Genomic DNA, 25709 nt, shown 5'->3' on the forward strand with positions numbered 1-25709 from the left:
TTATCGGTTCCTATGGATTTTATAATATAGAAATAAATATTACATAAGACTTTTTTGTTTTAGAAAGTTTTTTAATGTTTGTTCTTCTCCAATTAAGAATCTTTCAGCATTCTGATATTGCTCATAATTAGAAGTCAGGTTTTGGGTGTAAGAAAGAATGTCTGTAAGATTGTTTCTAATTATCAGTTTTTTATTAGATTCATTTGCAAATGGCATAAGATGCAGTAAATGTTCCTTATCCAGAGGGATTTTTAATACATTGGTTGGATCAAACGGAGCTAATATTGCAGAATAATTATTTGATATCGAAACAGGATTATCGCTTGTTACAAATCCTGCTGCACCGTTTTCAAGCTTGGAAACCATAATGCCGTCTTGGTGTATTCTAATTTCAATTAGCTTTAAGGCTGCTTCTAATACTGTGATTACCTGAATATGCTTATTTTGTATGCGTTGTTCTTTTTGTAAATCTTCGAGAGTTCTGTCTTTGATGCTTATCTTAACGTCCTCAAACGAAAAGTAGTCTTTACCTGCAGCTTTGCATTGAAGAAAGGCGGATTCTAAAACCCTGTCAAAAAAATGATTAAAGTCGCTTATCCATTTTTTTGTTCTGTAAAGCATAGTAACAACTGTAGAAATAACTAGGCGATGTTCTTTTTCTGTCAACTCATTTTTTTTCGGATCAATTAAGATTTGGTAAATACTTTCGTAGTGAGTTTCATAGTTTTCATTATAAAATGTTTCTAACAGCATTTTTTCACTAGCGTTTTTTCCTGGTAGTGTATAGAAATCTTTTTCTAAACAAACATTTATAATATTAGACTCAAATATTGAACTTTCATCATCAGCCTTTTTTGGAAGAACATTTGTATAAATGTCCTGTTTTTTTTGATAACCAAAATTTTTCAGATAAGTTCTCGGAACGAAATGCTGTCTTTTTGTAAGTTTCTCCATTGGTGTGATAATTAAAAAGCTATTACTGAGATAAGTATTATAAAGATAATTAATAAATCAGAAATTTACATTTCAAATTCAGGATTTGTATTTCGGCTTTTTAGTTGTGAATTTTTTTTGTGAAATATGAGATGAATCAAAACAATGAGATGGAGTTCTTAGATTGGGCTAAAAGCTAAGGCTTATTTTTAGTAAGGCTACTATATACTTAAATGTTTTAAATAAAAATTTTACTATTTATCAACGAATAAGCTGGATTACAATTAAGTGATATTATTGTTTTTTTTGATGTTGTAAATCAAATAAATAATTGACTTAATTTTCAGAATCATTTTTTGTCCTGTTTATTATAAAACTATTTTAAGTACGTTATAATTTTAATAAATTAGTATCTAAATTTCACAAATATAGCCTGGTTTTCCAAAAAAAATAATAAGATTTAAAATATAGCTTACAATATTATGAATACTATAACCCAAATAGAAAGTGCTTTACAAGCAATTAATCAGGCAAGTTTTCAAACCTTAATAAATCATTTGTTGCACTTAGAAGGGAACAAATTTATCGGTTCACCAGGCGCTGTAGTTGGTAAAGAAAAAACAAGTAAAGGAACACCTGATTCCTTTTTTGTCAATGGTGATAATTACATTTTTGTTGAATGTACAACAAAAGAAAGAATTGGAGAATCAAAATCATTTTTTGATAAACTCTCAAAAGATATAGATCACTGTTTTAATGAAAGTGAAACCAGTATCAGCAAAGATAAAATCGAGAAAGTTTTTTTGGCTTGTATTGAAAAAGTAAGTACAGATGAATACGATTCATTAAATGAAAAAGTAAAATCTTTTAATTCCAATGCGACTCTTGATATATTGACAATTCAAAATTTGCCAATGCGTATTTTCGATATTCCAAAATTGTCGGAAGAGTATCTTAATATTCAGATAGTAAAAGGAGATATCTATACACTTGAACAGTTTTTACTAAAAACTGAAAAAGGATTACAGCCATCGCTTACTAATGAATTTGTTGGTAGAGAAGAAGAATTAAAAGATTCTATTAATATTTTAAAAACTTCTGATATTTTATTTTTATCAGGAGCTGCTGGTGTAGGAAAATCAAAATTAGGAGTTAAAATATTAGAAGAACTTTCAAAAGAAGACTATATTCCTATTGTAATTCAAAGTTCTGGTGTTTCTCTTTGGGATGATTATCAACATCTGTTTTTGCCGGGTAAAAATCATATTATTTTGTTTGATGATGCTAATAAATCGGTTAGTAACTTAGTTTATTTATTAAGCAAATTAGAAGGCTCGCAATCTTATACTGCTAAAGTAATAATTACTTCGAGAGACTATGTGAAAAAACAAGTTTCGCATACCCTTGAAAACTATACGCATAGAGAATTAAATATCAAAGAGTTTAAAGATGAGGAAATTGGGAAAATAATTGTTGCTGCCTTACCTAATTTGAAGCATTATCCGGACATTAAAAGAAAAATTATTGAATTAGCAAAAGGAAATGCCAGAGTAGCATTGATGGCAACTAATTCAGTTGTACCGGAAGCAGAAACCAATTATTTGGATAGCCCTGTGTTGCTATATGAAAAATATTTTAAGAAAATATCTGAAGAAATAGGAATATTTAATAAACCCATCATTCTCAAATCCTTGGCAATTGTATCCTTTTTTGGAGTTTTGGATAGAAATAATGAAGAACTGAAGGATGTTTTATTAACCAAATTTGGAATTGATTGGAACGAATTATGGTCAGCAATAATGGAGCTTCATAATAGTGAAATTCTGGATGTTTATTCTGAAGAGATTGTAAAAGTATCGGACCAGGTTTTGGCTACCTATGCTTTTTACAAATGTTTTACTGATAAGAAGTCCGCTGTTATTAATTATGCAAATTGGATAATGGCTTTCATTGAAAAATATTCACATAGAATTAGTGCTACACTCATTGATATAAATAATACGTTTGCATATTTTCACGTAAAAGACTTAGTCTTGCCTCATTTGCAGGAAGTAATTTCACAATTAAGATCTGACAAGGAATTTTATGAATTTTACAATCTTTTTTGGTTTTATAAAGGACGGGATTGTTTAATTTATTTAAAAAAATGGATTAGCGGACTTTCTCAAGAAGAATATCCTGAAAAGTTTGAATTTAGTTACGTTCATAACGACCATACAAAAGCGAACAAACATTTTGAATTACTACGCAATTTTTGGAATCATCCAAATGAATTATTAGTTCCATCACTAGAATTAACATTAAAGATGGTAGCGAAGAATCCAAGTCGTATACCTGAAGTTTTAAAATTCGTAAATGACTATTTTAGTTATAGAGTTGAAGATTTAGAAAAAGGTTATTTGCGCCAGAATATCTTATTTGATGTGCTGTTAAATGAAAAATTGACTGATGTAGAAAAATTAATTGCCAACGGCATTTTTCTAAATATATCGGAAAAATTGCTGGGTTGGGAATTTACAGAATTCGGTTCAGCAAAAGGTTCAGCATTTACAATTTTGAACTTTAGATTATTTAAATCTGATTCTTTAATTGCACTAAGAAATCGTATCCTTAATAAAGCATACCAGTTGTATGATTTTGAAAACGAACATTCCCAAAAACTTTTGAATAAAATTGTACGTCCTGGTGGAGATATTGACAAGACTATTTTTGTAGAAGAACTTCCAATATATGAAGATTGGATTTCAAAAAAATTAGATAATAATCAGTACGCTCATTGTAAGTTTGTTAATGTTCTTGCCAAGCATTTGAAAGATGCTGGTGTAGATTACCCAGATAGTTGGAATAAATTTATTGAATCCGATATTATTAAACTTTCAAAATTTATAACACCGAGTTGGGAATATAGACGAGATAAGTCAATTGAGGAAAGTGAAAAGGAAAAAAGACAAGAATTTGAAAAGTTTGTCAATGAGAATGATTGGCAGAACCTGGAGAACTTTTTTTTAAATGTTGATGAGCTTTATAATCAGCAAAAAGATAGTAATGCGTGGCATATAGAAGGTGCAATTACCGATATTTATTCTACAATTGCACGGAAAAGCAAATCAGAATTTGAAAGTGCATTAAGATTGTTTTTTAGTGGTAAAGTATCCTATCCTTTACGTGCATTTGTTATGAATGTAACTATGAGTGAAAAGATTATGACAGCAAATGAACTTTTAAATCTAATGAATGAATATGATTTTAAAGGGAAACCATATTGGGAATCTGTATTGGTAACAATGATACCAGATGAACAAGTCAATGAGTCATTCTTAAATATATTAATACAGGTTTTCCAAAGTAAAAATGAATATTTATACATTCATCGGATGCTAGATTATCTGAAATATGATAATGTGTTTAATAGATACAAAATTGGGAAACCTAAGCTAGAAAATCATCATATTATAACTTACCTAACGAATATAATTTTTGAAAATCGACGCCAAACCAGATGCGATTTTGGATTTCACTTTTGCGAAGAATGCGCTTCCTTTTTTACTAATCATGTACAACTCCTAAAAGATGTGTTTTGGTCTCAATATGAAATAGATCCGCATTTTGATTATAATGGTAAAGAATTAAAAGCGATTTTAGATATTGATCATAACTTCCTAAATGAGAGTTTAAAGAATGGTAAAATTGGATTAAGTTATTCCTCAAAAATTAGATTGGAGAATATCAATACAAGTGCATTATGGGAATATGACGAATATGGAGAACTAATTGAAGAATTGTTATTAACAGCAATAGAAAAAGAACAATATTCTTTTTTAATTGAAGAAGATATCTATTCATTATTCAGACATACAAGCGCTGAAGAGAATGCTACAGAAAAAATGGAGAATCTAATTTTACATCTTATTAGGAAACACAACGATAATGAAAAAGTATTACTGATACTTTCTGAAGTAGTTTACCATAATTTCAACACTTGGTTCTTAAATTATTTCAAAGAATTTCTTCTTGTTAATAAAAATATTGAAGTAACTAAAAGAATTAATTTTGGAAGAACAGAAAGTTGGTCAGGTAGTAGGGTGCCAATAATTCAAAAGAAAATTGAATTTTATCAGGACATTATTAAAATGATAAATACCCTGCCCGATATTTTGGACTACTCTGAGCATATTGATTACTTTGAGCAAAAAATCATTTGGAAGAAACAGGATATTGAATATGAGCAAAGAAGAGATTTTATGGAAGAGTTCTATTAATATATGTCAACAGAAATATCCAATTTCTATTGTATATTTAGCAACATGGTACAGATGTGGTGCTGGTTAATTTGGTTTAAATAACTATGAATGAATTTCAGAATCAATATCTTTTAATAGAGTTGTAAAAATATTTGAGAATTTTATGTTTGAGAATCTGGTATTTACAATGATTTTTCATGAGATTTAGTGAAATTATTTGCAAAAAATAAAAAAAGGCATATATTTGCACCAGTAAAAACAAACAATCTTAATCTTGTTTAAAAAAGTGACCTATTCGGTGACCTAAAAATAAGAGAACGTTATAAAGCTTATGGATAGGGCGTTTTTCAAATAAGAACAAGTCCCGTCCGGATCGCAAAAGTTTTGTCAATTTACTTTAAAAAAATTGATCCGGTAGTTCAGCTGGTTAGAATGCCGCCCTGTCACGGCGGAGGTCGCGGGTTCGAGTCCCGTCCGGATCGCAAAAAGTCTTCTAGAAATAGAAGACTTTTTTATTTATGTATATCATAAGCTTGTAGAGAGGGAAAGATGATTTACTGTAAAGAATGTAAGAAACCATAATTATACCCCCCCCCCGGAGGCGAATTTTTTGTAGAGCTGAAAAGTTATTATTACTTTAGCATTTAATGCGGAATTTGATGTCAAAAAAGAAATACATTTTATGGTCAATACTGAAGACTTGGTTGATTTCAACAGTTATTTCAATCATTCTTATTATTATATTTATGGCATTGACCAGAGAACCGGTAAGGGAGCATCCAAGAAATTGTAATATGAGCGGACTAGCCTATGCCTTTGTTGTTTTTTGGATATTTTTTCTCAATATTTTATCCTTTGGTAGTCTGTTTTCTCTTTTAAAAACATTTCATGGGAAAGTAAAACAAGCCTTATGTTGGTTCTTACTTCCGGTAATTTCCTCAGTTTTCTATTATTGTACGGTTGCAGACGGAAAAATTAATAAGGATGACATTGCTTTGTTTCTGATTACTTACCTGCCTTGGTTTTGCATTTGGCTATTTTATTACAGCAGATTGAATTCCCGATTCAAATAAAATTAATGAATTTCATTAAAAGACAATTTGAAAACTGGACCCTATTCCTTATTCTGGGCTTATTAACCTTAATAACAGGAATTGTCGCTGCCATTGTATTGATGATGGGCATTTTTGCCGTAAATGGATTGTATGGGATTTTTATCATGATATGGATGATCCCTGTGTTACTGGTGATGATTAGTGATCGGATCTTTGTCTGTAAATTTGGTAATAAAGCGGTAAATAAAATTCAGTTTTTTATACTGGTATTCATTGTATTTTTAGTGATATTAAGAATTTTTGCTAATCTTGTACAAGGGTATTAATGGAGCAAAAAAATTACTGTCAAGATAAGACAGTAATAGTAATGATTTGTGATAGGGTGTAGATCAGTGTGTGTTTCTAAGCAGAGATTTATGCTGATTAAAAGGCTGATCTTTTTGAACTGCTTTACATTCGGTCAATGTCATTTAATATTTTTGTCTGAATTAGGTGTCGTTGTCTGAGTTATTTACGATAAAAACTTCATTTGACGAATCAACTTTTTGAGACCGAATAATGTAGGCAGCTTCTTTATATCATGGTTATTGATTACAATATTATAGATAGCTTGTATGTTCCGGTTTTCCTATTAACCTTTAATTGGTTTTCTAACAAAAGGTACAATCATGCAATTCGTTTGCAAAACTATATCAAGGCATTTTGAAAGTCGCTACACTTTTGTGTAGATTTGTGGTATCAAATCGAAAACTATCCTTTAGTGTAGTTAGTAGATATTTCTAAAAAAAATGGAACGAATTAAAAGGTTTTTTAATGATAAAAATGAGGTAAGTAAAGATGCCGATATTGATTTCAGCCAGTCCGGAGATTATCTGGAGGCTATAAAGGCTCTTGCCAGAACTACATATCAAAGTCTTTATGTTATCAATTATCAAACTAAAGGATTCGAGTATGTCTCGGAAAATCCTCTTTTTCTGTGTGGTAAAACCTCAGAGGAAGTAAAGGAGCTCGGATATGCTTTCTATTTTCAGAATGTAAAACCTGAGGATGTTGAGATGCTGATTAAGATCAATGAGGCAGGATTTGAGTTTTTTGATAAAATTCCGATAGAGGAGAGAAAGATGTATTCTATTTCCTATGATTTTTATCTTATCAACAGCAAAAAAAACATGGTGCTAGTTAATCATAAGCTTGCTCCAATGTTTCTTACAGAAGAGGGGCAGGTTTGGAAAGCCTTATGCGCTGTATCACTTTCTAATAATAGCTCTTCAGGAAATGTAATGCTTAGCAAGGAAGGATCCAATGAAATTTGGAAATATGATCTTACTGCAGAGAAATGGGAGAAAAGCGAAAAAATAAAATTATCTTCCAGAGAATATGAAATTTTAAGTTTGTACGCAAGTGGTTTGACAATCAATGAAATAGGGTGTAAACTTTTTATTACAGCAGATACAGTGAAATTTCATCGCAAAAAGCTTTTTGAAAAAATTGGAGTTAACAATATTGCAGAAGCATTATCTTACGCTAAAACCAATAAACTGCTTTAAAAAATCTCTTTTACCACCGTTTTTTTACGGTATTTTTCAGAATGTCTTTTGGGATTCGATTTTAGGTCTGATATTTGTACTGGGTAGCCAAACTAAATGACCTGTTTTATTTATGAAGAACATACTTGTGAAAAAATCATTTCTATATGCTTGCTTATGTGCATTATTCCTTGTTTCCTGTAAGAAAGAAATAGAAAAAATAAGTGATACTTTTAAAGATACTGTTTCTGCCTCTGAGACTCCTGAAGCAGAAAAAGATTCTATAAAGAAAGATTCTGTGCCTGTTGTGAAAAAGGAATCCGTTCCACCCGTTATGCAGGAGAATGGTTTTTATAATGCATTTGTCATTCCAAAGGATAAAAAAATGAGGGACTCCGTATATGCAGAGTTCAGCAAAAAATATAACGAGAAAGAGCGTACAGCTATTTTAGCCTTAAACAGATTGGATTCTAAAAGCAAATGGAATGCTGATACATTGGTAGTGCCTGCTAAAATAGATACTACGTTAATGGCGTATTCACCATTTCCAATGCAATTGGATGTGCTAAGCGGGGTTAAAAAATTTGTAATATTTTCATATCCTATTCAGGCGTATGGTGTTTATTCCAACGGAAGTCTTGTTAAGTGGGGTCCAACGAGTATGGGGAAGAAGACAGCACAGACGACCAGAGGACTTACATTTGCCAACTGGAAAAAGAAGTTATCTATTTCTACAGTGAGTACCGAATGGAAGCTTCCTTATAACTTTAATATTCACAACATAGGTGGTATTGGATGGCATGAATATACTCTTCCCGGATATCCGGCTTCCCATTCTTGCCTGCGATTATTAAGAAAAGATGCACAATGGTTATATTCCTATGCTGATACTTGGATCTTGAATCCTGGTGGTGCTACCACAAAGGCAAAAGGTACTGCCGTAATGGTCTTTGGTGATTATAACTGGGGTGGAAGAAGACCTTGGAAAAAACTTCTGGATGATCCCAATGCCAATAATATTTCAGTGGAAGAACTTACGAAGCTATTGGAGCCGGATGTTTCAAAAATGCTGAAAGAACAGGCTAACAGAGAAAAAGTAGCTGATTCCATTAAAACAGCAAGAGCTATGGCGACACCAGTGCCAAACGAAAGACCTACAGATACGCTGTCTAAATAATCTTCTTTTCAAATTGTAAAGTAGATTCTTCAGCAAACCTTCTTAATTGAAGCATTTCTTCTTTCCCTTTATGCTGCCCGAATCTTGCAGCGAGATAGGTAAGAAGAATAAAAAATAACATGACAAAAGAAGCGCTCAGTGCCCAAGGGTATTCAGCGCTTTTTATTTGCTTTTCTACATAGTACATGGTGAAAAAGGTCATCCAAAGAATAGAAAAGGAGAAGTAAAGAAACATGAAAAAAGTCCAGACTGCAGAACTGGGACCAAATACCCCACGTATTGCAATATCATCATCCTCCATTTCAACTCTTAAGGAAAGGCGGGGCTTCCAGTAATTATCATATTCTGTTTCTACCCAAATGGTAGCGACTTCCTTGTTGATATTTCCGGAAAATTCATCTTTATGTTCTATGAGATATTTTTTAAGATTTTCTGCATACTCTTCCTTTGTAAGATGGGTAAACATCTTAAATCTCGGTCGGGTTCTTATTCTGTCTAAGGTGGTTTCTTCGGTTTTCATATTCTATTCTTGATAGGGAATTGGGTCTTCTAAAGTGAAGCGTAAAGTAAGCTCTTCGTTTTTTCTTTCAACAACCATAATAATGCTTCGTCCTTCATCAGATTTCATGAGTTCTATGATTTTTTCAAGGGTCAAATCTGAGGACCTATTCCCATTGATACTGATAATTCTGTCATCTTTTTGTAAACCAGCTTCATAGGCAGGAGAATCTTTCCTTACCCCCGCAATAGAAAATATAGGTTTGAGACTGAACTTATATTGAAAAGAGTTCTTATAGGCTTCAGCTCCCATAGTTGCTAAGTTCTGAGTTTCAATGTTAATTTTGTCCTGCTTCCATTCCAGACCATCTTGCTTGAAGTCTAATCCGCTCATATTAAAATGAAAAGGATCATTAAAGTTTCTGTTTTTCCTCAAATATAGTTTTTTGTTAGGATAATCAAAAACTACTGTAAACCTACGAGTAATTTCTCCACCAATGGAACCTTTTCTGTTTTCTACCAGATTTACATGCTGAATAGAAAATTCATCGGGCATTGCGGTAAGCGGTTTTTCAAATTTAAAATCTCCAAGATAAAAGTTATGGATTCTGCTTCGTTTACCATAAATATCTCCGTTGAATCCCCGTCCAAGGAAATCATCAATATTAGGTCTGTTGTACACGAAGTTTTTGATGAGGGCAGGGAAGAGCCATATAGCATCACTGTTTCCAAGATCAATTAAAAGTTTTGAATCCTTTTTTTCACTGGTCATTTCCACACCGGCATACAGATAAGGTTTGTCCCTCTCAATGGTGATGGGAAGTTCTTCAAACTTTCTGATCTTCTTTTTTAAAAGATCACTGTTCTCATAAACTGTAATTTTTTTTGAAATATAATCTATAAAAATAGGATGATCCTTAAAGAAATGGTATCCAATAACTCCATTTACGGGAATTCCTACATGGGATGAGATATTAAACTCTTCATCAATAATCACATAAAGAGACATGGAGGTGTTTACGAGGGCATCTCCAATCCGCCCGGTATTACGATCAGATTTTAAACCGTCAATACTTAAACTTCCACCAAGGCCAGAAAATTTTATTTTTTCAACGTTTCCAAGTTTAAGTTCTTTATTCTCAAGGCTAAAAAGAATGGTTTCTGCTACTCCGGTATCCAATAGAAAGGTAAGCTCTGCACCATTAACATTAATAGGGATAAAGATCAGGTTGTTGATAAACTGAAAAGGAATAACTGCTTTTTTTGTATTAATTAACTCAAAAGAGTTCTGGGCATGGGCAAAAATGCATAAAAGTAATCCCAGTAAAAAGAGCCTTGGTTTCATTTACTGAATTTACTGAATTTATCTTTATTGTAATAAAAAAAACATTCCAAATGCAGGAATGTTTATATAAACTACAATGATGTAGTGGTTTTCGTTGAATTTATTTGAAATTGGGATTGGCTTATTTAGAGAAAAACTCCATTAAGTCCATATAGTTTTTCTGATTGACACCATGCCCGCTCATATATTCTCTGAAAGTGAAGTAGCAGCTTAGGTCATACAAAAGATCAGCAGCCTTTCTTCCCCATTCAAGTGGAATAACAGCATCATCTGTACCATGAGATACAAAGAATCGAAGTCTTTCCAGTTTCTTTTTATCCTTTACAATACCATCCAGAATTTTTTCTTCAGGATAAGAACTCATACAGGCTATTTTATTAAAAAGTTCAGGATATTTAAGTGCCAGAGCATAGCATAATATTCCTCCCTGACTGAATCCGCACAAATGTACATTGCTTTCAGTAAGCCCATAATGATTGATCACTTTTAGTATACTTTCCAATGCAGAATTTAAAGACTCCTTAGCTTGGGAAACATCCATAAAGTTCTCAGGTTCATTGAAGTTGATGTCAAACCAAGAATATCCTTCAAACTGTGTATCTCTAGGAGCTCTGAAGCTGACGATAATCCAATCATTTGGAAGCGTTTCTCTAAAGCTGAAAAGGTCCTGCTCATTGCTGCCGTAGCCATGAAGCATAAAAAGTATAGGAGTAGTAGAGGTAATATTTTCCGGCTCTCTTACTATGTAATCTAAATTCATACAGCAAATATAATTAATAAATTACATTGTAAATCCTAACTTTTGCTATTCATATAATAGTCAATTTTAATCATGAAAGGATTAAGGCTATGAAGGGATAAGACATTGAAATATAATTCCACATTTCGGCTTTCACTATTTAAACTATATCCGGTTATTTTATGTGTAAGGATTGGTTATTTGAGTTGTATTATTGGATTTTATAATATGATTTTATTTTTTATCAATTTGATATTATTTGTAAATCTTTATTGGAAATTTTTTATAAAAATTATTTTTATATTAATAAAAAACTTATATTTGAAACATTAAAAAATCTATTTGGAGAAATGAAGCAATTTTACAATTCAAAAAGTTTACTTAGACTTTCTTTTTTATTCGTTCTACTATTTTCTGCAATCACTGTTTTGAATTCCTGTAAAAAGGATGACGATGAAGAATTTCAGGATCATATGGTTAAATTTGAAGTGAAAACAACTGGAGGAGGGAAAATCATATCTGTTGTAAGACAGGTAGGTACCACCCAAAATACCATTTATGACACCCCAACAACCCCTATAACATCCCCTTGGACAAGTGAAGATATATGGGTAAATTCCAGCCAGGCACAATTAAACCTTGATGCTAACGCAACATTACCAGATGATAATGCAGAGCTTATTATTAATCTTTGGATAGATGGGGAAATCGTAAAAACTGATAAGAAAAAAGGAAAAGGTGTAGCAGTTGCATCAATCGATTTCAGTTTCTTAGAACCTTAAATTAAAATATTTTTATATAAATAAAAACCGCTCACAGAGCGGTTTTTTTATTCTTCAATCATATGAAACTGTATGGCATAGTTTACGAGTTCCGTAGAGTTTTTTGCCTGAAATTTCTGCAGCAAATTTTTACGGTGAGTATCTATAGTAAGCGGACTTAGAAATAGCTCTTCCGCAATCATATTACTTGTTTTGCCCTGGGCTACCAATTGCAGGATCTGTTTTTCTCTTTTAGTCAATCTTGGAATTTGCAACTCGTTTTGAGAGGGCCGGCTGATGATCTGTTTGGTTTCATTACAGAAAACAATATTACCTGATAATGCACCCTTGATGCATATGACCAGTTCATGTATTGAAGTATTCTTCAAAAGATAACCACTGGCTCCATTTTGTATAGATTGCATGATGATACTTCTTTCGGAACGATTACTGAACATGATCACAGAAATATCAGGACCTATTTTTTTAATTTCCCTACAAAGTTCTGTACCATTGGCATCAGGTAAAGTAATGTCAAGAAGAATAATATCTACCTTGTTAGATTTTATAAAACTGATGATTTCAGAACCGGAAGTAAAAGTTCCTACTATATTAATGAAGGGCTGGCTGTTCAGCATCATCTTCACCCCTTCGATGACAATGGGATGATCATCTACAATAACAATATTTATTCTTTCATTCTCCATCTATATTGAGTTCTATGTTAATTGTTGTCCCTTGATTGTCCGAACTGATCTCCATGTTTCCTTTCAGGTAATCAACCCTGTTTTTCAGATTCCGGAGTCCCATGCTTTTAGTCTTTTGCTCAGCATTATTTTCAAAGCCTTTTCCGTTGTCCTCAATGGTAATGAAAAAGTTTTTTCCTGATTGAGAACACTGCAGCAAAATATTGGCAGCTTCAGCATGTTTTATGGCATTGGCTAACAATTCCTGCACAATCCTGTAGATATTGAGTTGAATGTTTAAAGGCAGATTCTTTTCAATATTGATGGCCTGAAAGTCAATTTCAAGATCTTTTCTTTTATAAAATTCACACAGATCATTGATTGCTGTTTCCAAACCAAAATTAAGCAATGATTCAGGCATCAGGTTTCTTGCTACATGTCGAAGTTCACTCACAGAATTGTCCAGTTGCCTTAGAATCTTATAAAATTCTTTATCCTTTTCAGCATCCAAATGATTGGCAGACCAGGTTGAAAAATTAATCTTTACCCCTGCCAGCATTCCGCCCAAACCATCATGAAGATCCCTTGCAATACGTTCTCTTTCTCTTTCCTCTCCATCCAGAATTGCCTTGGTTAGGGAGAGTTCTTCTTTTTGTTTAATTTCATTGATCCTTTGTATTGATATCTTTTTATTTTTCCTAAAGATGATAAAAAGGAAGATCAGAAGGCTTATAAGGAGTAGCAGGATAAGGCTTAGCCCCCATAAATAAGAGTTTTTCTTATTAACCTCAAGATCTTTCTGGTTTTTTTCAGCATTTAGGGTTGCTATTTTTCTTTCCTTTTCTGCAGCATTAAACTTAGATTCAATTTTATTGATCTCAAGCTTTACACTTTCGGTATTCAGGCTGTCATTAAGCTTAGAGTATTTTTGTTCCCATGCTAGGGCTTCTTTAGAATTTCCCATTTCCTCGTTCAATGTAGAAAGCTGCTTATAAATGGTTTTTCTGTTTCTAAGATCAAGGGCAAGGGATTTTTCCGTTAAGATATCCTCCAGAACATTTTTAGCCTCGTCATATCTTTTTAGCTTTCTCAGGATGTCATATTTGTTGAAATAAAACATCTGTGCCAATAGGCTCTGATTGAACTTTTTGGTATAAAAGATTCCCTTTTCAATAACGGGTAGCGCCTCTGAGTTTTTTTGTCTGGTAATATAGTAAAGTGTTTTACTATAATAATAAAAAGCATTGATTGAAGATTCCGGATAAGGATTGATGAGGTTTTCAGCTTTATCCAAAAACTTTTTGGCTTCGTCTCCTTTAGCCTGATAGCAATAATTATTGGCAAAGTTTAGGTATGTGAAAAATAACTCGGAAGAATTCGGAAAACGTTTTTCGAGAATTTTCAAGGCTTTCTTGTTGTACTCTTCAGATTTTTTTAATTCAGCATTATAAGTAAGAATCACAGCAAATTGAGTATATAGAAATCCCAGGTTTCTGCTGTTTTCATATTTTTTAGCCAACGGAATACTTTTTTCAAGAATTGTCTTCACCAAAAAAGGATAGCCTTCTTTATCTTTCTGTGTTACCCCATAGCTGTACCAGGCTGAAGCCTGAAGAAGATCCGATTCCTCATTTTTAATCTTGGATAGTGCTTTAATCGCCTGTTGATAAGAGATTCCGGCTTTCTCTTTGTTTCGGTCCAGATAATACTGGGCTTTGTAATAATCATATTTTGCGGAAAGAAGAGGATTACCCTTAATGAATGCTTTTCCACTTTCCAGATACTTTTTGCTTAACAGTGAATCAATATTTCTATAATAATTTGATAAGATAAAGTAGGCGTTGGATTTTGAAGCATCAGGAGAACTTGTTTTTACTATATTTTGTAAACTGTCCAAATAAGGTTTTTCATTGAGCGGAGTTATTTGCTGTGATTGTAAACTAAAGGAAAGCAATATGCTTAACAGGATAAGTAATCTCTTCATTAGATAATCAGTTCTGTAGAATATATTTTTAACTGTTCAATTTAATTAAAAATTTTAGCATAGAAAATACCTGAATTTAGGTAGAAAAAATTACACATTTTTCAGGATTGATAAAGTTTAATGACTCCAATAGCTTTGCAGGTACAGAATCACTAATCATAGAATATTAAATAAAGTAACTAAATTTTAAACAAAAAGATTATGAAAAAAGCGGGAATGAGTCAACTGTTAAGAGGAACATTTTTTGTATTGTTGGCAACCATGTTATTCGGGTTTGTAACCTCTTGTAGTAAAGATGATGATGACAATGTGAATGGGGCAGGTAAAAGTCATAAAGTAGTTTTTAAGGCCATTGCTTCTTCAGGAGCTGATATTGATGTAGCAGTGTATGGAATTGATGGTAATCCTACTACAGCTTCCAGCCTTAGTGGAGAAACATGGTCGAGTCCGGAAGTAACATCAGAAGCAGGAGCTTATAACGCTAATGTAGCAGTAAATGCAGTAGGAACCAATGCTTCTTCTACTTTAAAAGTTCAGATCTGGGTAGATGGTGAACTGAAAAAAGAGGGAACTTCCAGTGGCCAGTATTTATCAGCTTCTGCAAGCTACGTATTTTAAAAATTAATAACTTTCTAAATAAAACGGGCGCCGAGATTTATCTCAGCGCCCGTTTCTTATATTGTATTAAAATTAGATCACTTTTACAATGAAGTAACTTTTTTTACCTTTTTGAAGCAATAAGAATTTCCCATCAATAAGATCTGTTTCGTTAGCTGTAAAAGTATCATTTACTTTCTGCTTATTCACGGAGATTGAATTTCCCTTCATTTCTCTCTGAGCCTCACTTTTAGATTTAAGGAATCCTGATTTCTCAGAAAGAAGATCAATAATGTTTATTCCCAATACATCTGCTTTTGCAACTTCCTTTTGTGGAACTCCATCAAAAACCTCAAGGAATATTTCTTCATCAAGACTTACTAAATCTTCAGCTGTAGAACGCCCGAAAAGAATTTCAGAAGCTTTAAGAGCTTTTTCATACTCTTCTCTTCCATGTACCCAAACCGTTACTTCTTCAGCCAGTTTTCTCTGAAGCTTTCTTTCGTGTGGAGCTGTTTTGTGCTCTTCAACTAAGGCTTCAATTTCCTCTTTTCCAAGGAACGTGTAAAACTTGATGAATCTTTCAGCATCTTCATCCGTAGCATTCAGCCAGAACTGGTAGAATTTGTATGGAGAAGTCTTCTTTTTATCCAACCAATAGTTTTCTCCACTTTCAGACTTTCCGAATTTGGAACCATCAGCCTTTGTAATCAAAGGAACCGTTAATGCAAACGCTTCACCTTGAGCTTTTCTACGAATCAATTCTGTTCCTGTAGTGATATTTCCCCACTGGTCAGAACCTCCCATCTGTAGCTTTACATTGTTGTTTTGGTATAAGTGAAGGAAATCATACCCTTGAATCAACTGGTAAGTAAACTCTGTGAAACTCATCCCGTCAGCACTTCCGTCTCCTGAGAATCTCTTCTTCACAGAATCCTTAGCCATCATGTAATTAACAGTGATGTTCTTTCCGATATTTTTAGCAAAATCAAGGAAAGAGATATTTTTCATCCAGTCATAGTTGTTTACCAACTCCGCTTTATTAGGTTCATTACCTGCGAAATCTAAAAATCTTGATAGTTGGTTTTTCAAACAATCTACATAATGTAAAAGAGTTTCTTCATCCAAAAGGTTTCTTTCTGCAGATTTTCCGGATGGATCACCAATCATACCTGTAGCTCCTCCTACTAAGGCAATTGGCTTGTGACCATGCTGTTGAAAATGCGCAAGGATCTTTATCTGAATAAGACTTCCGATATGTAAAGAATCGGCAGTTGGATCAAAACCAATATATGCAGTGGTTACCTCTTTATTCAGTTGTTCATCGGTTCCGGGCATCATATCAGCAAATAGACCACGCCATTTCAGTTCTTCTATAAAGGAATTCATTGATTTTTACTTTAAAATTTTACGGTGCAAAGATAGTAAATTCAGAAGTATGAAAGGCAAAAGGGTAAAAAGGCAATATTGCAAATTACTATTCTTGATAGAAATTTATAATGATGTCCATGATTCGGGTGTTTTGCTCTTTCTCCTCTTTACTTTTTTACCTTTTCGCAGATTTGCCTTTTCGCTCCAAATAATCTATATTTGTTATTAATGAACGACGAACAGCTATTTCTGCTCATTCAAAAGGCCAAGGACAAAGATCAAAAGGCCCAGACGAAACTCATCAATGTTTTTTGGGTGGATGTTTTCTCCTTTGTAATGAAAAAAGTGAGAGATGAAAATGATGCCGATGAAATTACTGTAAATGTTTTTTCCAAGGTATTGTCTAAGTTAGATATGTTCGATCCTCATTTTCAGTTTAAAACCTGGATTTTAACCATTGCTCAAAATACGGTTATTGATTTTTGGAGAAAGAAAAACCGCGAAAATGAAGATGCTGTTGAGAACCTTGATGAGGTTAAAAACCAGTACGCAAAATCTCCTGAAGAGCTTCTCATTTCTGAAGAAGAGCAAAAAAAGATCATCAAAACCATAGAATCTCTTGATGCCAATTATCAGGATATTATCAAACTAAGATTTTTCGAAGAAAAAAGCATTAAGGAAATTGCTGAGGAATTAGGTATTTCTGTAGCCAATACTAAGGTAAGGGTGATGCGTGCTAAAAAAGTCCTTGCTGAATTATTGAAAAATAATGAGTTTGAGGATAACTAATTATAGTCATTATTCTTGCTGAAAATCTTAGCTTTCCTACTTTTCCCAATAATTTTACATTGGTATTATTAGTTTCATCAATTTTTCCAGTTGATGGTTTCCATTAAAAAATCCTTAACTTTGAACTTCAATTTTAGAAATGGAAAATTTAGTTCAAGATACTACCGTTCAAAAACCAAAGTGGATTCGTGTAAAACTTCCTACCGGAAAGAATTACAGAGAGCTTAGGACTTTGGTGGACAAATATAAATTAAATACCATATGCCAGAGCGGAAGCTGTCCGAATATGGGAGAGTGTTGGGGAGAAGGAACGGCAACGTTCATGATCTTAGGAAATATCTGTACAAGAAGCTGTGGATTCTGCGGCGTAAAAACAGGAAAACCGCTTGATGTAAACTGGGATGAACCTGAAAAAGTGGCTCGTTCAATCAAATTAATGAAGATTAAGCACGCTGTTCTTACTTCTGTAGATCGTGATGACTTGAAAGACATGGGATCTATTCTTTGGGGCGAAACAGTAAATGCTGTAAGAAGAATCTCTCCGGGAACAACCATGGAAACATTAATTCCGGACTTCCAGGGAATTACAAAACATCTTGATAGATTAGTGGAAGTAGCTCCTGAAGTGATCTCTCACAATATGGAAACTGTAAAACGTTTGACCAGAGAAGTGAGAATCCAGGCAAAATATGAAAGAAGCCTTGAGGTTTTAAGATATTTAAAGGAAGCTGGGCAAAGAAGAACAAAAACAGGTGTAATGCTTGGTTTAGGAGAAACTAGAGATGAGGTTTTCCAAACGATTGAAGACATCAGAAATGCCAATGTGGATGTTATTACGCTTGGGCAATACCTTCAACCGACTAAAAAACATCTTCCCGTAAAAAAATTCATTACACCGGAAGAGTTTGATGAGTTTGGAGATTTTGCAAGAAGTCTTGGTTTCAGACACGTTGAAAGTTCACCTCTTGTAAGAAGTTCTTACCACGCAGAAAAACATATACATTAAAATATAGACCGCTCAGTGATGAGCGGTTTTTTTACTCTTTAAAATCTATTTATTACAGGAAGAATCTCTTGTAATAGTTCCTATCCGCCCATTTATTTCAATAGGCTTAAAGTGTTTTTTCTTAAATTCTGACGGAGTTTCACTGGTATGCTGCTTAAACAGTTTATTAAAATACGACAGACTTTCAAAACCCACCTGAAAACAAACTTCCGTTACAGAATAATCCTTTAACAGATATATCTTTGCTTGGTTGATTCTGTAATTATTTACAAAATCTGTGAATGTCATATTGGTCTGCTTTTTAAAATATCTACAAAAAGCAGGAGTACTGAGGCTCACAATTTTTGCAATTTCATTCACATTCGGTTTCTTATCGTGATTCTCATGAATATAGTCGTAGATGGTTCCCATTCTGATCTTGTCGTTCAAGAACCATTTGATCCTTGTATCCTCTTTGTTGAGTTCCTTTACTTCTGCAGAGTCTGCAAGAATCTGTAAAATCTCAATCATTCCCATCAATGCCTCAAAAGAGCTTTTATCTTTAATGACCTGAAGTTTTTCAACAACAATGTTTTTTGTTTCTCCGAAGAATGATAAACCAAGGTAAGATCTGTCCAGCAGTTTTCTGATGTTTTCAAACTCAGGAACAGGAAAGATAATGTTCTGAAGAAAGTTTTCACGCATTTGTAGGACTAGCTGTTTGCACTCTGTCTGGATACCATAGTCGAAGTTAAGATGGGGAACATTGGAACCAATCAATAACAAGTCACTGTCAGTAAAACCAGAAATATTTTTTCCAACATGTCGGATTCCATTGGATGCTTCTACGTATACCAATTCAATTTCAGGATGATAATGCCAGAAAAAACAGTTTTTCAGAGAAGGAGAAAATAGCTTGAAAGATTTCCCTTTTTCAAACTCAATAATTTCTTTCTGGATTTTCATTTTGTTCTGTTTTGATTGTTTGTGAATTTAAAATTAAATAAAAAGGTTAATACGGAGCAAATTTTTATCATTCAAAGAGAAGTAAAATTCAATCTTTCTTTCGATTTTTGCACTTTCAAATATAAGATGGGCAACCATTCTAAATTTCTACCAATTAATTCAGAAAAAAGAATATACCAATGAAGATTGATAAAAGAATAATACCGCTGGCAATAGGCGGGTTGGGAATAGGAACTACGGAATTTACCGTTATGGGACTATTGCCGGACATTGCAAATACTTTACAAATCAGCATTCCTCAGGCGGGGCATTTAATTTCTGCCTATGCTATGGGGGTAGTGATTGGAGCTCCTCTCCTTATCGGGTACTCAGTAAAGTTTCCACCCAAAAAGGTATTGATCGCTTTTATGATCCTTTTTACACTATTTAATGGACTTTCTGCTATTGCACCGAATTATACAACCATGCTGATTATAAGATTTATGTCCGGACTTCCTCATGGAGCATTCTTTGGAGTAGGAACGGTTGTCGCTTCAAAAATGGCCGGAAAAGGTAAAGAGGCATTCTATATATCAATGATGTTTACAGGGCTCACGGTTGCGAACCTCGCGATGGTTCCATTGGTGACGTATATTGGGCATACTTTCCATTGGAGGCTGTACTTTATTATTGTGGCAGTGATTGGCCTTTTTGCCTTATTGTTTTTAAAATTATGGCTTCCTGCCATGGAAGCAAATCAAGATACCCATTTTCTGGAAGAATTGAAATTCCTGAAAAATAAGCAATCCTGGTTGGTGCTGGCTATCACTGCGATTGGGTTTGGAGGACTTTTTACATGGCTTAGCTATATTACGCCTCTAATGACGGTAATTTCAGGAGTTCAAAGTAGTCAAATGGCCTATGTAATGGTGCTTGCAGGAGCCGGAATGGTGGTAGGTAACCTCGTTGGGGGGATTGTTTCAGATAAGCTGGGACCGGAGAAAACATGCGCTGTTCTGATCTTTCTGATGATGATTTCCCTGATAGGCGTATTTTTCCTTTCCGAGCATCAGAATATTGCCTTTATATTGACATTTATGTGTGGAGCTTTATCAATGTCTATTGCAGCACCTATTAATATCATGATGATGAAAGCGGCCCCAAGAAGCGAAATGATGGCAGCTGCTTTTATGCAGGCAGGCTTTAATATTGCCAATGCCATGGGAGCTTTTCTTGGAGGGATTCCTCTGGAATATGACTTGCCGTTCAATTACCCGTCACTGGTAGGAGTGGGGATGACCTTTATAGGATTTGTGATCAGTGTAAGATATATGTATCTATATAGTTCTAAAACATCTAATGAAGACGAGGCAGTTCAAGAATGTGTTTCTTGTGATAAATAAAGACATTAATCTAGTTTTATAAAAAAAAAACGCCTGTTTCTATCTTGGAAACAGGCGTTTTTTTTTATTAATAGGTTTATACCTCTACTTCATTGCCGTTTTTACACCAGTAGAGCGCATTGTATAAATTTTCTTTTGGGAAAGATTTAAACTCTCCCGGCATCAGAACACTGAAGATATCCGTAAAGTTCTGAACGCTTTGCTTGTCTGTAACAATGGCTGCACGATTCCACTTTGCCAGGTTTTTGAATCCTAAAAGTAAATCTTCAAGCCATGCCCCCATGGTAAACTTATCCAGATCAGTATCCAAGTACAGTAAGTAATTCAGCTCACCAAATTGGTCTACTTTTTCTTTCACGTGCGGAATTACCAGTTTTTCAAAATCCTCTTTCGTTACTTCTCCGGTTGCACTGAATGCCGCAACATTCTCCGGAGCTTCTGGAATAATTGTTATCATAGTGAATATTTTATGGTGGTTGGAACTTAATAAAGTAACAATAACTACACCATAATTTCCATATAAATTGTTAAAATAGGTATGGATATTGTTATTTTTAATGTAAAATATTAATATGGATCTTAAATCAAATGAACCTTTTTGGCTTTTAAAAAATGGATTGATAGCTTCTTATCCGTCTTTGAAATCCGATGAGAAATGTGATGTTTTAATTATTGGTGGCGGAATTACAGGAAGTCTTATTGCTCATCAAATGATAAAAGACGGTTATGAAACAATTCTTATCGATAAACGGGAGCTTTGCAATGGAAGTACCTCTGCCACCACTTCGATGCTTCAGTATGAAATAGATGTTCCTCTTGATGAGCTGATCGGAAAAATAGGAAAGAAAGGTGCAGTTGAAAGTTATAAAGCCTGTTCAGAGGCTATTGATGTTATTGAGGGAATTTCAAGACAGATAAGATCCAATGCCGGATTCAAGCGTAAAAAGTCACTGTATTTTGCTTCAAAAAAGAAAGATGTAGAATGGTTGAAAAAAGAATATGAGGCCAGAAAAAATGCAGGTTTTGAGGTAAAGTGGCTAAATTCGGAACAGATCCTGAAGAATTTTGAATTTGAAAATACCTATGGCGGAATAGTATCCAGACAAGGAGCCAGCATTGATGCGTTCCAGTTTGCTCATGAATTGTTTAAGCATAATGTAAGGAAAGGTCTGAAAATATTTGATAAAACTGAAATGGTAAATGTGGAATATCACAAGGGTTTTAACCTTGCCACGGTAGATAGTGGATTTCAGATTAAGGCAAAAAAGATAATCTATTGCATTGGTTATGAAAGCAAAAATCTGTTGAAAGAGAATTTCGTAGACTTAAAAAGCACCTATGCCGTTGTTTCCGAAATGGATAAAGACAAGTTTAAAAATATCAATAACACATTGGTTTGGAATACAGACGACCCCTATATCTATATGCGTACAACGGATGACGGACGATTGTTAATTGGCGGTGGTGATGAAGATTTTTATGATGCTGAAAAGCGCGATGCCCTATTGGAAAAAAAGAAAAAGGAGATTTTGAAAAACCTTAAGAAAATAAAACCCGATTATCATTTTTATCCCGACTTTGTGTGGGCAGGAACTTTTGGTGAAACTAAGGATGGACTGCCTTATATTGGTGAACATGAAAAATTCAAGAATTCTTATTTCGTACTAGGTTTTGGAGGAAACGGAATTACTTTTTCAGTGACGGGTATGGAAATGGTTTCCTCATTTTTAAAGAATAAAAAACATCCACTGTCCAGATACTTTAAATTCGGGAGATAGCTTCTGTACATGCAAAACTTGTCCCGTAAAATAGCTTAAGTGTTTAATCTTTTGTAATTTTTGTGGTTTGCATTTTTATTAAAAGAGAGTCTTTGTATCATAAAAACTCATAATAAGAAGAAAATCTTGATTTTCAGAAAACTTAAGTGTCCTTTATATGCGCAAAGATTGCCCTTTAAGAATAACTTAAGTGTTTAATCTTTTGTGACTTTTGTGGTTTACATTTTTATTAAAAGAGAGTCTTTACATCATAGAAACTCATAATAAGAAGAAAATCTTGATTTTCAGAAAACTTAAGTGTCCTTTATATGCGCAAAGCTTGTCCTTTAAGAATAACTTAAGTGTTTAATCTTTTGTGACTTTTGTGGTTTGCATTTTTATTAAAAAGCAAACAGTTTCAAAATAAAAAGCGGTGGCCAAATTTTAGCCACCGCTTTAAAGATTATCTGCTGTAATATTGTATTTGCATCTCTTTCGGATACTTTACTTCATAAGAGAAGCCAATCTTTTCAGAACCTCCGGAACTGATCTTCTTGTTCCAAAGAATACTTCCTGTTTTTTCATCAAGACTTCCACCACCTAGATCTATCGTTTTTACCATAATCTTGGAGTTTTCACTGATTGGCAGTTGATCCAGAACTTCCAGTTCAATGCTTTCCTTGGTGTTATTTCGGATGCTTATCTGGTAAGATTCAGTTTCCCATTTATTAGAATTCATTGACTTTTGAGAGGTTTTGTCTTCCAGCTTGATTCTTTTCACTGTAATTCTTTCATCTACACCAAGGGAGATTGGGAACTCATCTTTTACATAATTGCTGGTAATATTGGTTTTCCCGATATAATTATCTTCAAAGTAAATATTGGCCTCGCCGTTGATAAGGTTGAGGTTCTGCCAGTTTTTTACAAAAGCCATCAGGAATACCTGATTATTAACCTTTGGAACTGTATGGTATTTGTAGGTGGCGTCAATTTGTTTTTTATCCAGAATAACATATTGTTCTTTCTCCTGACTTAGAATCGTTTGATTGTAATTCAGTTCATAGATTACATTCATTTGGTTATCATAAACAGAAGCAATAGGAACCTGACTTGGCCTTGCTACGGCATCCTCTCTCATTTGATAGGCATTTACTTCTGCTGCTTTGTTTTTTAACTGGTAGCCAGAAATCTCCTGCATTGGATTGTGACCTGTATATTCTGCAACATAGAGCGGAGAAAGGATAGGTCTGTCCTGATTGTATGATGGTCTGTAAGTAGATACAAACAATTTTATATTTTTCCAGTCCTGTCCGGTTTTTTGGTAGATTTTCCCTTTGTAAACCATTTCGAGAGGCTTCTTTACAGACTCAGCGCGTAGATCATAGGATGGTACCCAGCCAGCATCAGAAACAATATAGCTTACCCCAAGATTCAGACTGGTATCATTATCTGCAAGAATTTCAAGCAAAAGCTCTTTTCTGTTGGTGTTTTTATGAGTTTGTTCCTCGCCAGCCTGCTTGTTGAGCTTTGCAATACTTTCATCCAGAACAAACTTCTGCTCGTTCAGTAAAAATACTTGATTATCAATTTCCAGCATTCTTTTTCTGTAGAATTCCGTAAGCTTAATGAGCTGCTCCTGCGGTGTAGATTTATCATTGGTAGATACTTTTAAATTATCATTAATGATATTCTGCTCCCCGGTAAGGTTCTTAACCTGAATATTCAATAGGTTTACTTGTCTTTGAAGCTTTTTTCTTTCATCATCAAGTTTCTTTTCACCATCAGATAATTCATCATTTTTCAAAAAATTACTTTGAGGGGTGATCGAAAGAAGAGTGGTGTTTTTTTCAAGATTAATTTTATAGGTATTTTCATCCAGGTCATTGGGAAGGTTTACAATCCTTACCATATTTCGGCCTTTCTGAAGACTTACATTGGTACTTCCAAAGACTTTTGCGCCCTGAAGAAATACTGTGGCCTGTTTTACATCAATTTCCTTTTTTATTTCCTGTGCCTTTAGGAAAGCAACCGAAAATGTAATGAGTATTAAAAAATAGCGTTTCATCGTTTATTATTTTAAATTATGAAGTAAAATTACCCGTATTTAGCCCTGAAAATGGGGAAACTTGGTGAAGTGAAGCTTTCACTTGGTAAACCTGATAATGGTACAAAAAAAAACAGCCCCAAAAGGAGCTGTCTTCTTAAATCTGTTATTTTAAAGGATTTCGTATCTCGTTTTGATACTGTATTTCAGTTTGATATTTTCTATATTGTCAAAGGAAATATCAGCAGAAGCATCGGCCATTTCCATCTTTACATTGCTCATTCTGCCTTTATAGGCAACAGGCATCACCATGTCACTGGTGTAGTCTTCTATTTCTACAATCTCAATGGCATTTCCGGTCTTTTTACCCATGCTTTCCAACAGATAATCGGCTTTTTCCTTAGCGGCTTTTAAGGCGTTAATTTTTACTGCTTTTCTGAAGTCAGCAATCTTGGTATTCTTTACCTCTGAAATGTTCAGGCTGCTTACCCATTTTTGGTTTAGGTCTTCAAAGATCTTGCTAATATTTGATTTTGCATTCGCCTTAAACTGATAGTTTTTAGAAAACTTTGCTGTTTTTGAATAGATATTCTGGTACATCGACTTGAATTTGATATCCTCGTTCTTTACGCCGGCACTCTTTAAAATATCAAACATCTTCTTTTCATTGTCTGCCAGATCATTTTTGTTATCTGCTTTTATTCCGATGCTGAAGATAATTTCATCCGGTTCTACTTCCATTTCGGCAACACCTGTCACCTCGATTGCATTTTTCTTTACTTCCTGAGCGTTTACAAAACTTCCCAGCGTTAAAATTCCGATTAATAAAAAATGTTTCAATTTCATAATTTCCTGTTTTTAAGTTTAAATTCT

Annotated in this window: 22 protein-coding genes and 1 tRNA gene; 12 read left to right on the forward strand and 11 right to left on the reverse strand. The window is 33.7% G+C overall.

Going from position 1 to position 25709, the window contains the following annotated elements:
* Nucleotides 1-39 precede the first annotated feature (39 nt).
* The gene (locus EG359_RS20425; RefSeq protein WP_076353513.1) at nucleotides 40-954 is read right to left on the reverse strand and encodes a DUF4238 domain-containing protein; all 915 of its coding nucleotides are present in this window, start codon (nucleotides 952-954) and stop codon (nucleotides 40-42) included.
* A 461-nt stretch (nucleotides 955-1415) separates the two neighbouring features.
* Here EG359_RS20425 and EG359_RS20430 point away from each other — a divergent pair, with 461 nt between their 5' ends.
* The 6 genes from EG359_RS20430 to EG359_RS20455 all read left to right on the forward strand — a co-directional run bounded on the left by EG359_RS20430 (nucleotide 1416) and on the right by EG359_RS20455 (nucleotide 8932).
* Nucleotides 1416-5192, forward strand: a complete 3777-nt coding sequence (locus tag EG359_RS20430; protein ID WP_076353515.1) for an nSTAND3 domain-containing NTPase — start codon at nucleotides 1416-1418, stop codon at nucleotides 5190-5192.
* 390 nt (nucleotides 5193-5582) lie between these two features.
* Nucleotides 5583-5656 (forward strand) — tRNA-Asp (locus EG359_RS20435).
* Nucleotides 5657-5833: 177 nt separating this feature from the next.
* On the forward strand, nucleotides 5834-6247 hold the full coding sequence (locus EG359_RS20440) for a hypothetical protein (RefSeq protein ID WP_123867472.1): 414 nt from the start codon (nucleotides 5834-5836) through the stop codon (nucleotides 6245-6247).
* Between the two features lie 5 nt (nucleotides 6248-6252).
* The gene (locus EG359_RS20445; protein WP_076353519.1) at nucleotides 6253-6555 is read left to right on the forward strand and encodes a hypothetical protein; all 303 of its coding nucleotides are present in this window, start codon (nucleotides 6253-6255) and stop codon (nucleotides 6553-6555) included.
* A gap of 462 nt (nucleotides 6556-7017) precedes the next feature.
* Nucleotides 7018-7776 (forward strand): response regulator transcription factor, encoded by a 759-nt coding sequence (locus EG359_RS20450; protein WP_076353521.1) that lies wholly within the window; start codon nucleotides 7018-7020, stop codon nucleotides 7774-7776.
* 112 nt (nucleotides 7777-7888) lie between these two features.
* Nucleotides 7889-8932 carry a L,D-transpeptidase gene (locus EG359_RS20455; protein ID WP_076353523.1) on the forward strand — a complete coding sequence of 348 codons (1044 nt, stop codon included), beginning with the start codon at nucleotides 7889-7891 and terminating at the stop codon, nucleotides 8930-8932.
* Here EG359_RS20455 and EG359_RS20460 read toward each other — a convergent pair.
* From EG359_RS20460 to EG359_RS20470, 3 genes are all read right to left on the reverse strand, one after another.
* Nucleotides 8925-9452, reverse strand: coding sequence for a hypothetical protein (locus EG359_RS20460; protein WP_076353525.1), 528 nt, complete (start codon nucleotides 9450-9452; stop codon nucleotides 8925-8927). The genes EG359_RS20455 and EG359_RS20460 overlap by 8 nt on opposite strands.
* Before the next feature lie 3 nt (nucleotides 9453-9455).
* Nucleotides 9456-10775: a PDZ domain-containing protein gene (locus tag EG359_RS20465; protein WP_076353527.1), complete on the reverse strand. Its 1320-nt coding sequence runs from the start codon at nucleotides 10773-10775 to the stop codon at nucleotides 9456-9458.
* Between the two features lie 121 nt (nucleotides 10776-10896).
* Complete coding sequence (locus EG359_RS20470) at nucleotides 10897-11535, reverse strand: alpha/beta hydrolase (protein ID WP_076353529.1); 639 nt, start codon at nucleotides 11533-11535, stop codon at nucleotides 10897-10899.
* Between the two features lie 329 nt (nucleotides 11536-11864).
* On the opposite strand from EG359_RS20470, the gene EG359_RS20475 reads away from it, so the two are divergent.
* Nucleotides 11865-12296: a hypothetical protein gene (locus EG359_RS20475; RefSeq protein ID WP_228435016.1), complete on the forward strand. Its 432-nt coding sequence runs from the start codon at nucleotides 11865-11867 to the stop codon at nucleotides 12294-12296.
* A gap of 47 nt (nucleotides 12297-12343) precedes the next feature.
* On the opposite strand, the gene EG359_RS20480 is transcribed toward EG359_RS20475, so the two are convergent.
* Both EG359_RS20480 and EG359_RS20485 read right to left on the reverse strand, forming a co-directional pair.
* The gene (locus EG359_RS20480) at nucleotides 12344-12982 is read right to left on the reverse strand and encodes a response regulator (RefSeq protein WP_076353533.1); all 639 of its coding nucleotides are present in this window, start codon (nucleotides 12980-12982) and stop codon (nucleotides 12344-12346) included.
* A complete protein-coding gene (locus EG359_RS20485) occupies nucleotides 12972-14945 on the reverse strand; it encodes an ATP-binding protein (protein WP_076353535.1) in 1974 nt (657 codons plus the stop codon). The genes EG359_RS20480 and EG359_RS20485 overlap by 11 nt, the downstream gene beginning before the upstream one ends.
* 216 nt (nucleotides 14946-15161) lie before the next feature.
* On the opposite strand from EG359_RS20485, the gene EG359_RS20490 reads away from it, so the two are divergent.
* A complete protein-coding gene (locus EG359_RS20490) occupies nucleotides 15162-15563 on the forward strand; it encodes a hypothetical protein (protein WP_228435018.1) in 402 nt (133 codons plus the stop codon).
* A 72-nt stretch (nucleotides 15564-15635) separates the two neighbouring features.
* Here EG359_RS20490 and tyrS read toward each other — a convergent pair whose 3' ends face one another.
* Nucleotides 15636-16931, reverse strand: coding sequence for a tyrosine--tRNA ligase (tyrS, locus tag EG359_RS20495; RefSeq protein WP_076353539.1), 1296 nt, complete (start codon nucleotides 16929-16931; stop codon nucleotides 15636-15638).
* Between the two features lie 210 nt (nucleotides 16932-17141).
* Here tyrS and EG359_RS20500 point away from each other — a divergent pair, with 210 nt between their 5' ends.
* Both EG359_RS20500 and lipA read left to right on the forward strand, forming a co-directional pair.
* Nucleotides 17142-17702, forward strand: a complete 561-nt coding sequence (locus EG359_RS20500) for an RNA polymerase sigma factor (RefSeq protein ID WP_076353541.1) — start codon at nucleotides 17142-17144, stop codon at nucleotides 17700-17702.
* A 139-nt stretch (nucleotides 17703-17841) separates the two neighbouring features.
* Nucleotides 17842-18708, forward strand: a complete 867-nt coding sequence (lipA, locus tag EG359_RS20505; protein WP_065396933.1) for a lipoyl synthase — start codon at nucleotides 17842-17844, stop codon at nucleotides 18706-18708.
* A gap of 45 nt (nucleotides 18709-18753) precedes the next feature.
* On the opposite strand, the gene EG359_RS20510 is transcribed toward lipA, so the two are convergent.
* Entirely contained in the window at nucleotides 18754-19653 is a 900-nt protein-coding gene (locus tag EG359_RS20510; protein ID WP_076353543.1) for an AraC family transcriptional regulator, read from the reverse strand.
* Nucleotides 19654-19832: 179 nt separating this feature from the next.
* Between EG359_RS20510 and EG359_RS20515 the strand changes: the two genes are divergently transcribed.
* Entirely contained in the window at nucleotides 19833-21035 is a 1203-nt protein-coding gene (locus EG359_RS20515; RefSeq protein ID WP_076353545.1) for an MFS transporter, read from the forward strand.
* 76 nt (nucleotides 21036-21111) lie between these two features.
* Here the strand turns inward: EG359_RS20515 and EG359_RS20520 are convergent, their stop codons facing one another.
* A complete protein-coding gene (locus tag EG359_RS20520; protein WP_076353547.1) occupies nucleotides 21112-21492 on the reverse strand; it encodes a SpoIIAA family protein in 381 nt (126 codons plus the stop codon).
* 115 nt (nucleotides 21493-21607) lie between these two features.
* On the opposite strand from EG359_RS20520, the gene EG359_RS20525 reads away from it, so the two are divergent.
* Nucleotides 21608-22813 carry an NAD(P)/FAD-dependent oxidoreductase gene (locus EG359_RS20525; protein ID WP_076353549.1) on the forward strand — a complete coding sequence of 402 codons (1206 nt, stop codon included), beginning with the start codon at nucleotides 21608-21610 and terminating at the stop codon, nucleotides 22811-22813.
* A 442-nt stretch (nucleotides 22814-23255) separates the two neighbouring features.
* Here the strand turns inward: EG359_RS20525 and EG359_RS20530 are convergent, their stop codons facing one another.
* Complete coding sequence (locus EG359_RS20530) at nucleotides 23256-24857, reverse strand: DUF4139 domain-containing protein (RefSeq protein ID WP_076353551.1); 1602 nt, start codon at nucleotides 24855-24857, stop codon at nucleotides 23256-23258.
* Nucleotides 24858-25007: 150 nt separating this feature from the next.
* Nucleotides 25008-25682 (reverse strand): SIMPL domain-containing protein, encoded by a 675-nt coding sequence (locus EG359_RS20535; RefSeq protein ID WP_076353553.1) that lies wholly within the window; start codon nucleotides 25680-25682, stop codon nucleotides 25008-25010.
* Between the last annotated feature and the right edge of the window lie 27 nt (nucleotides 25683-25709).

It is taken from the genome of Chryseobacterium joostei (assembly GCF_003815775.1).
In the GTDB taxonomy this organism is placed as follows: domain Bacteria; phylum Bacteroidota; class Bacteroidia; order Flavobacteriales; family Weeksellaceae; genus Chryseobacterium; species Chryseobacterium joostei.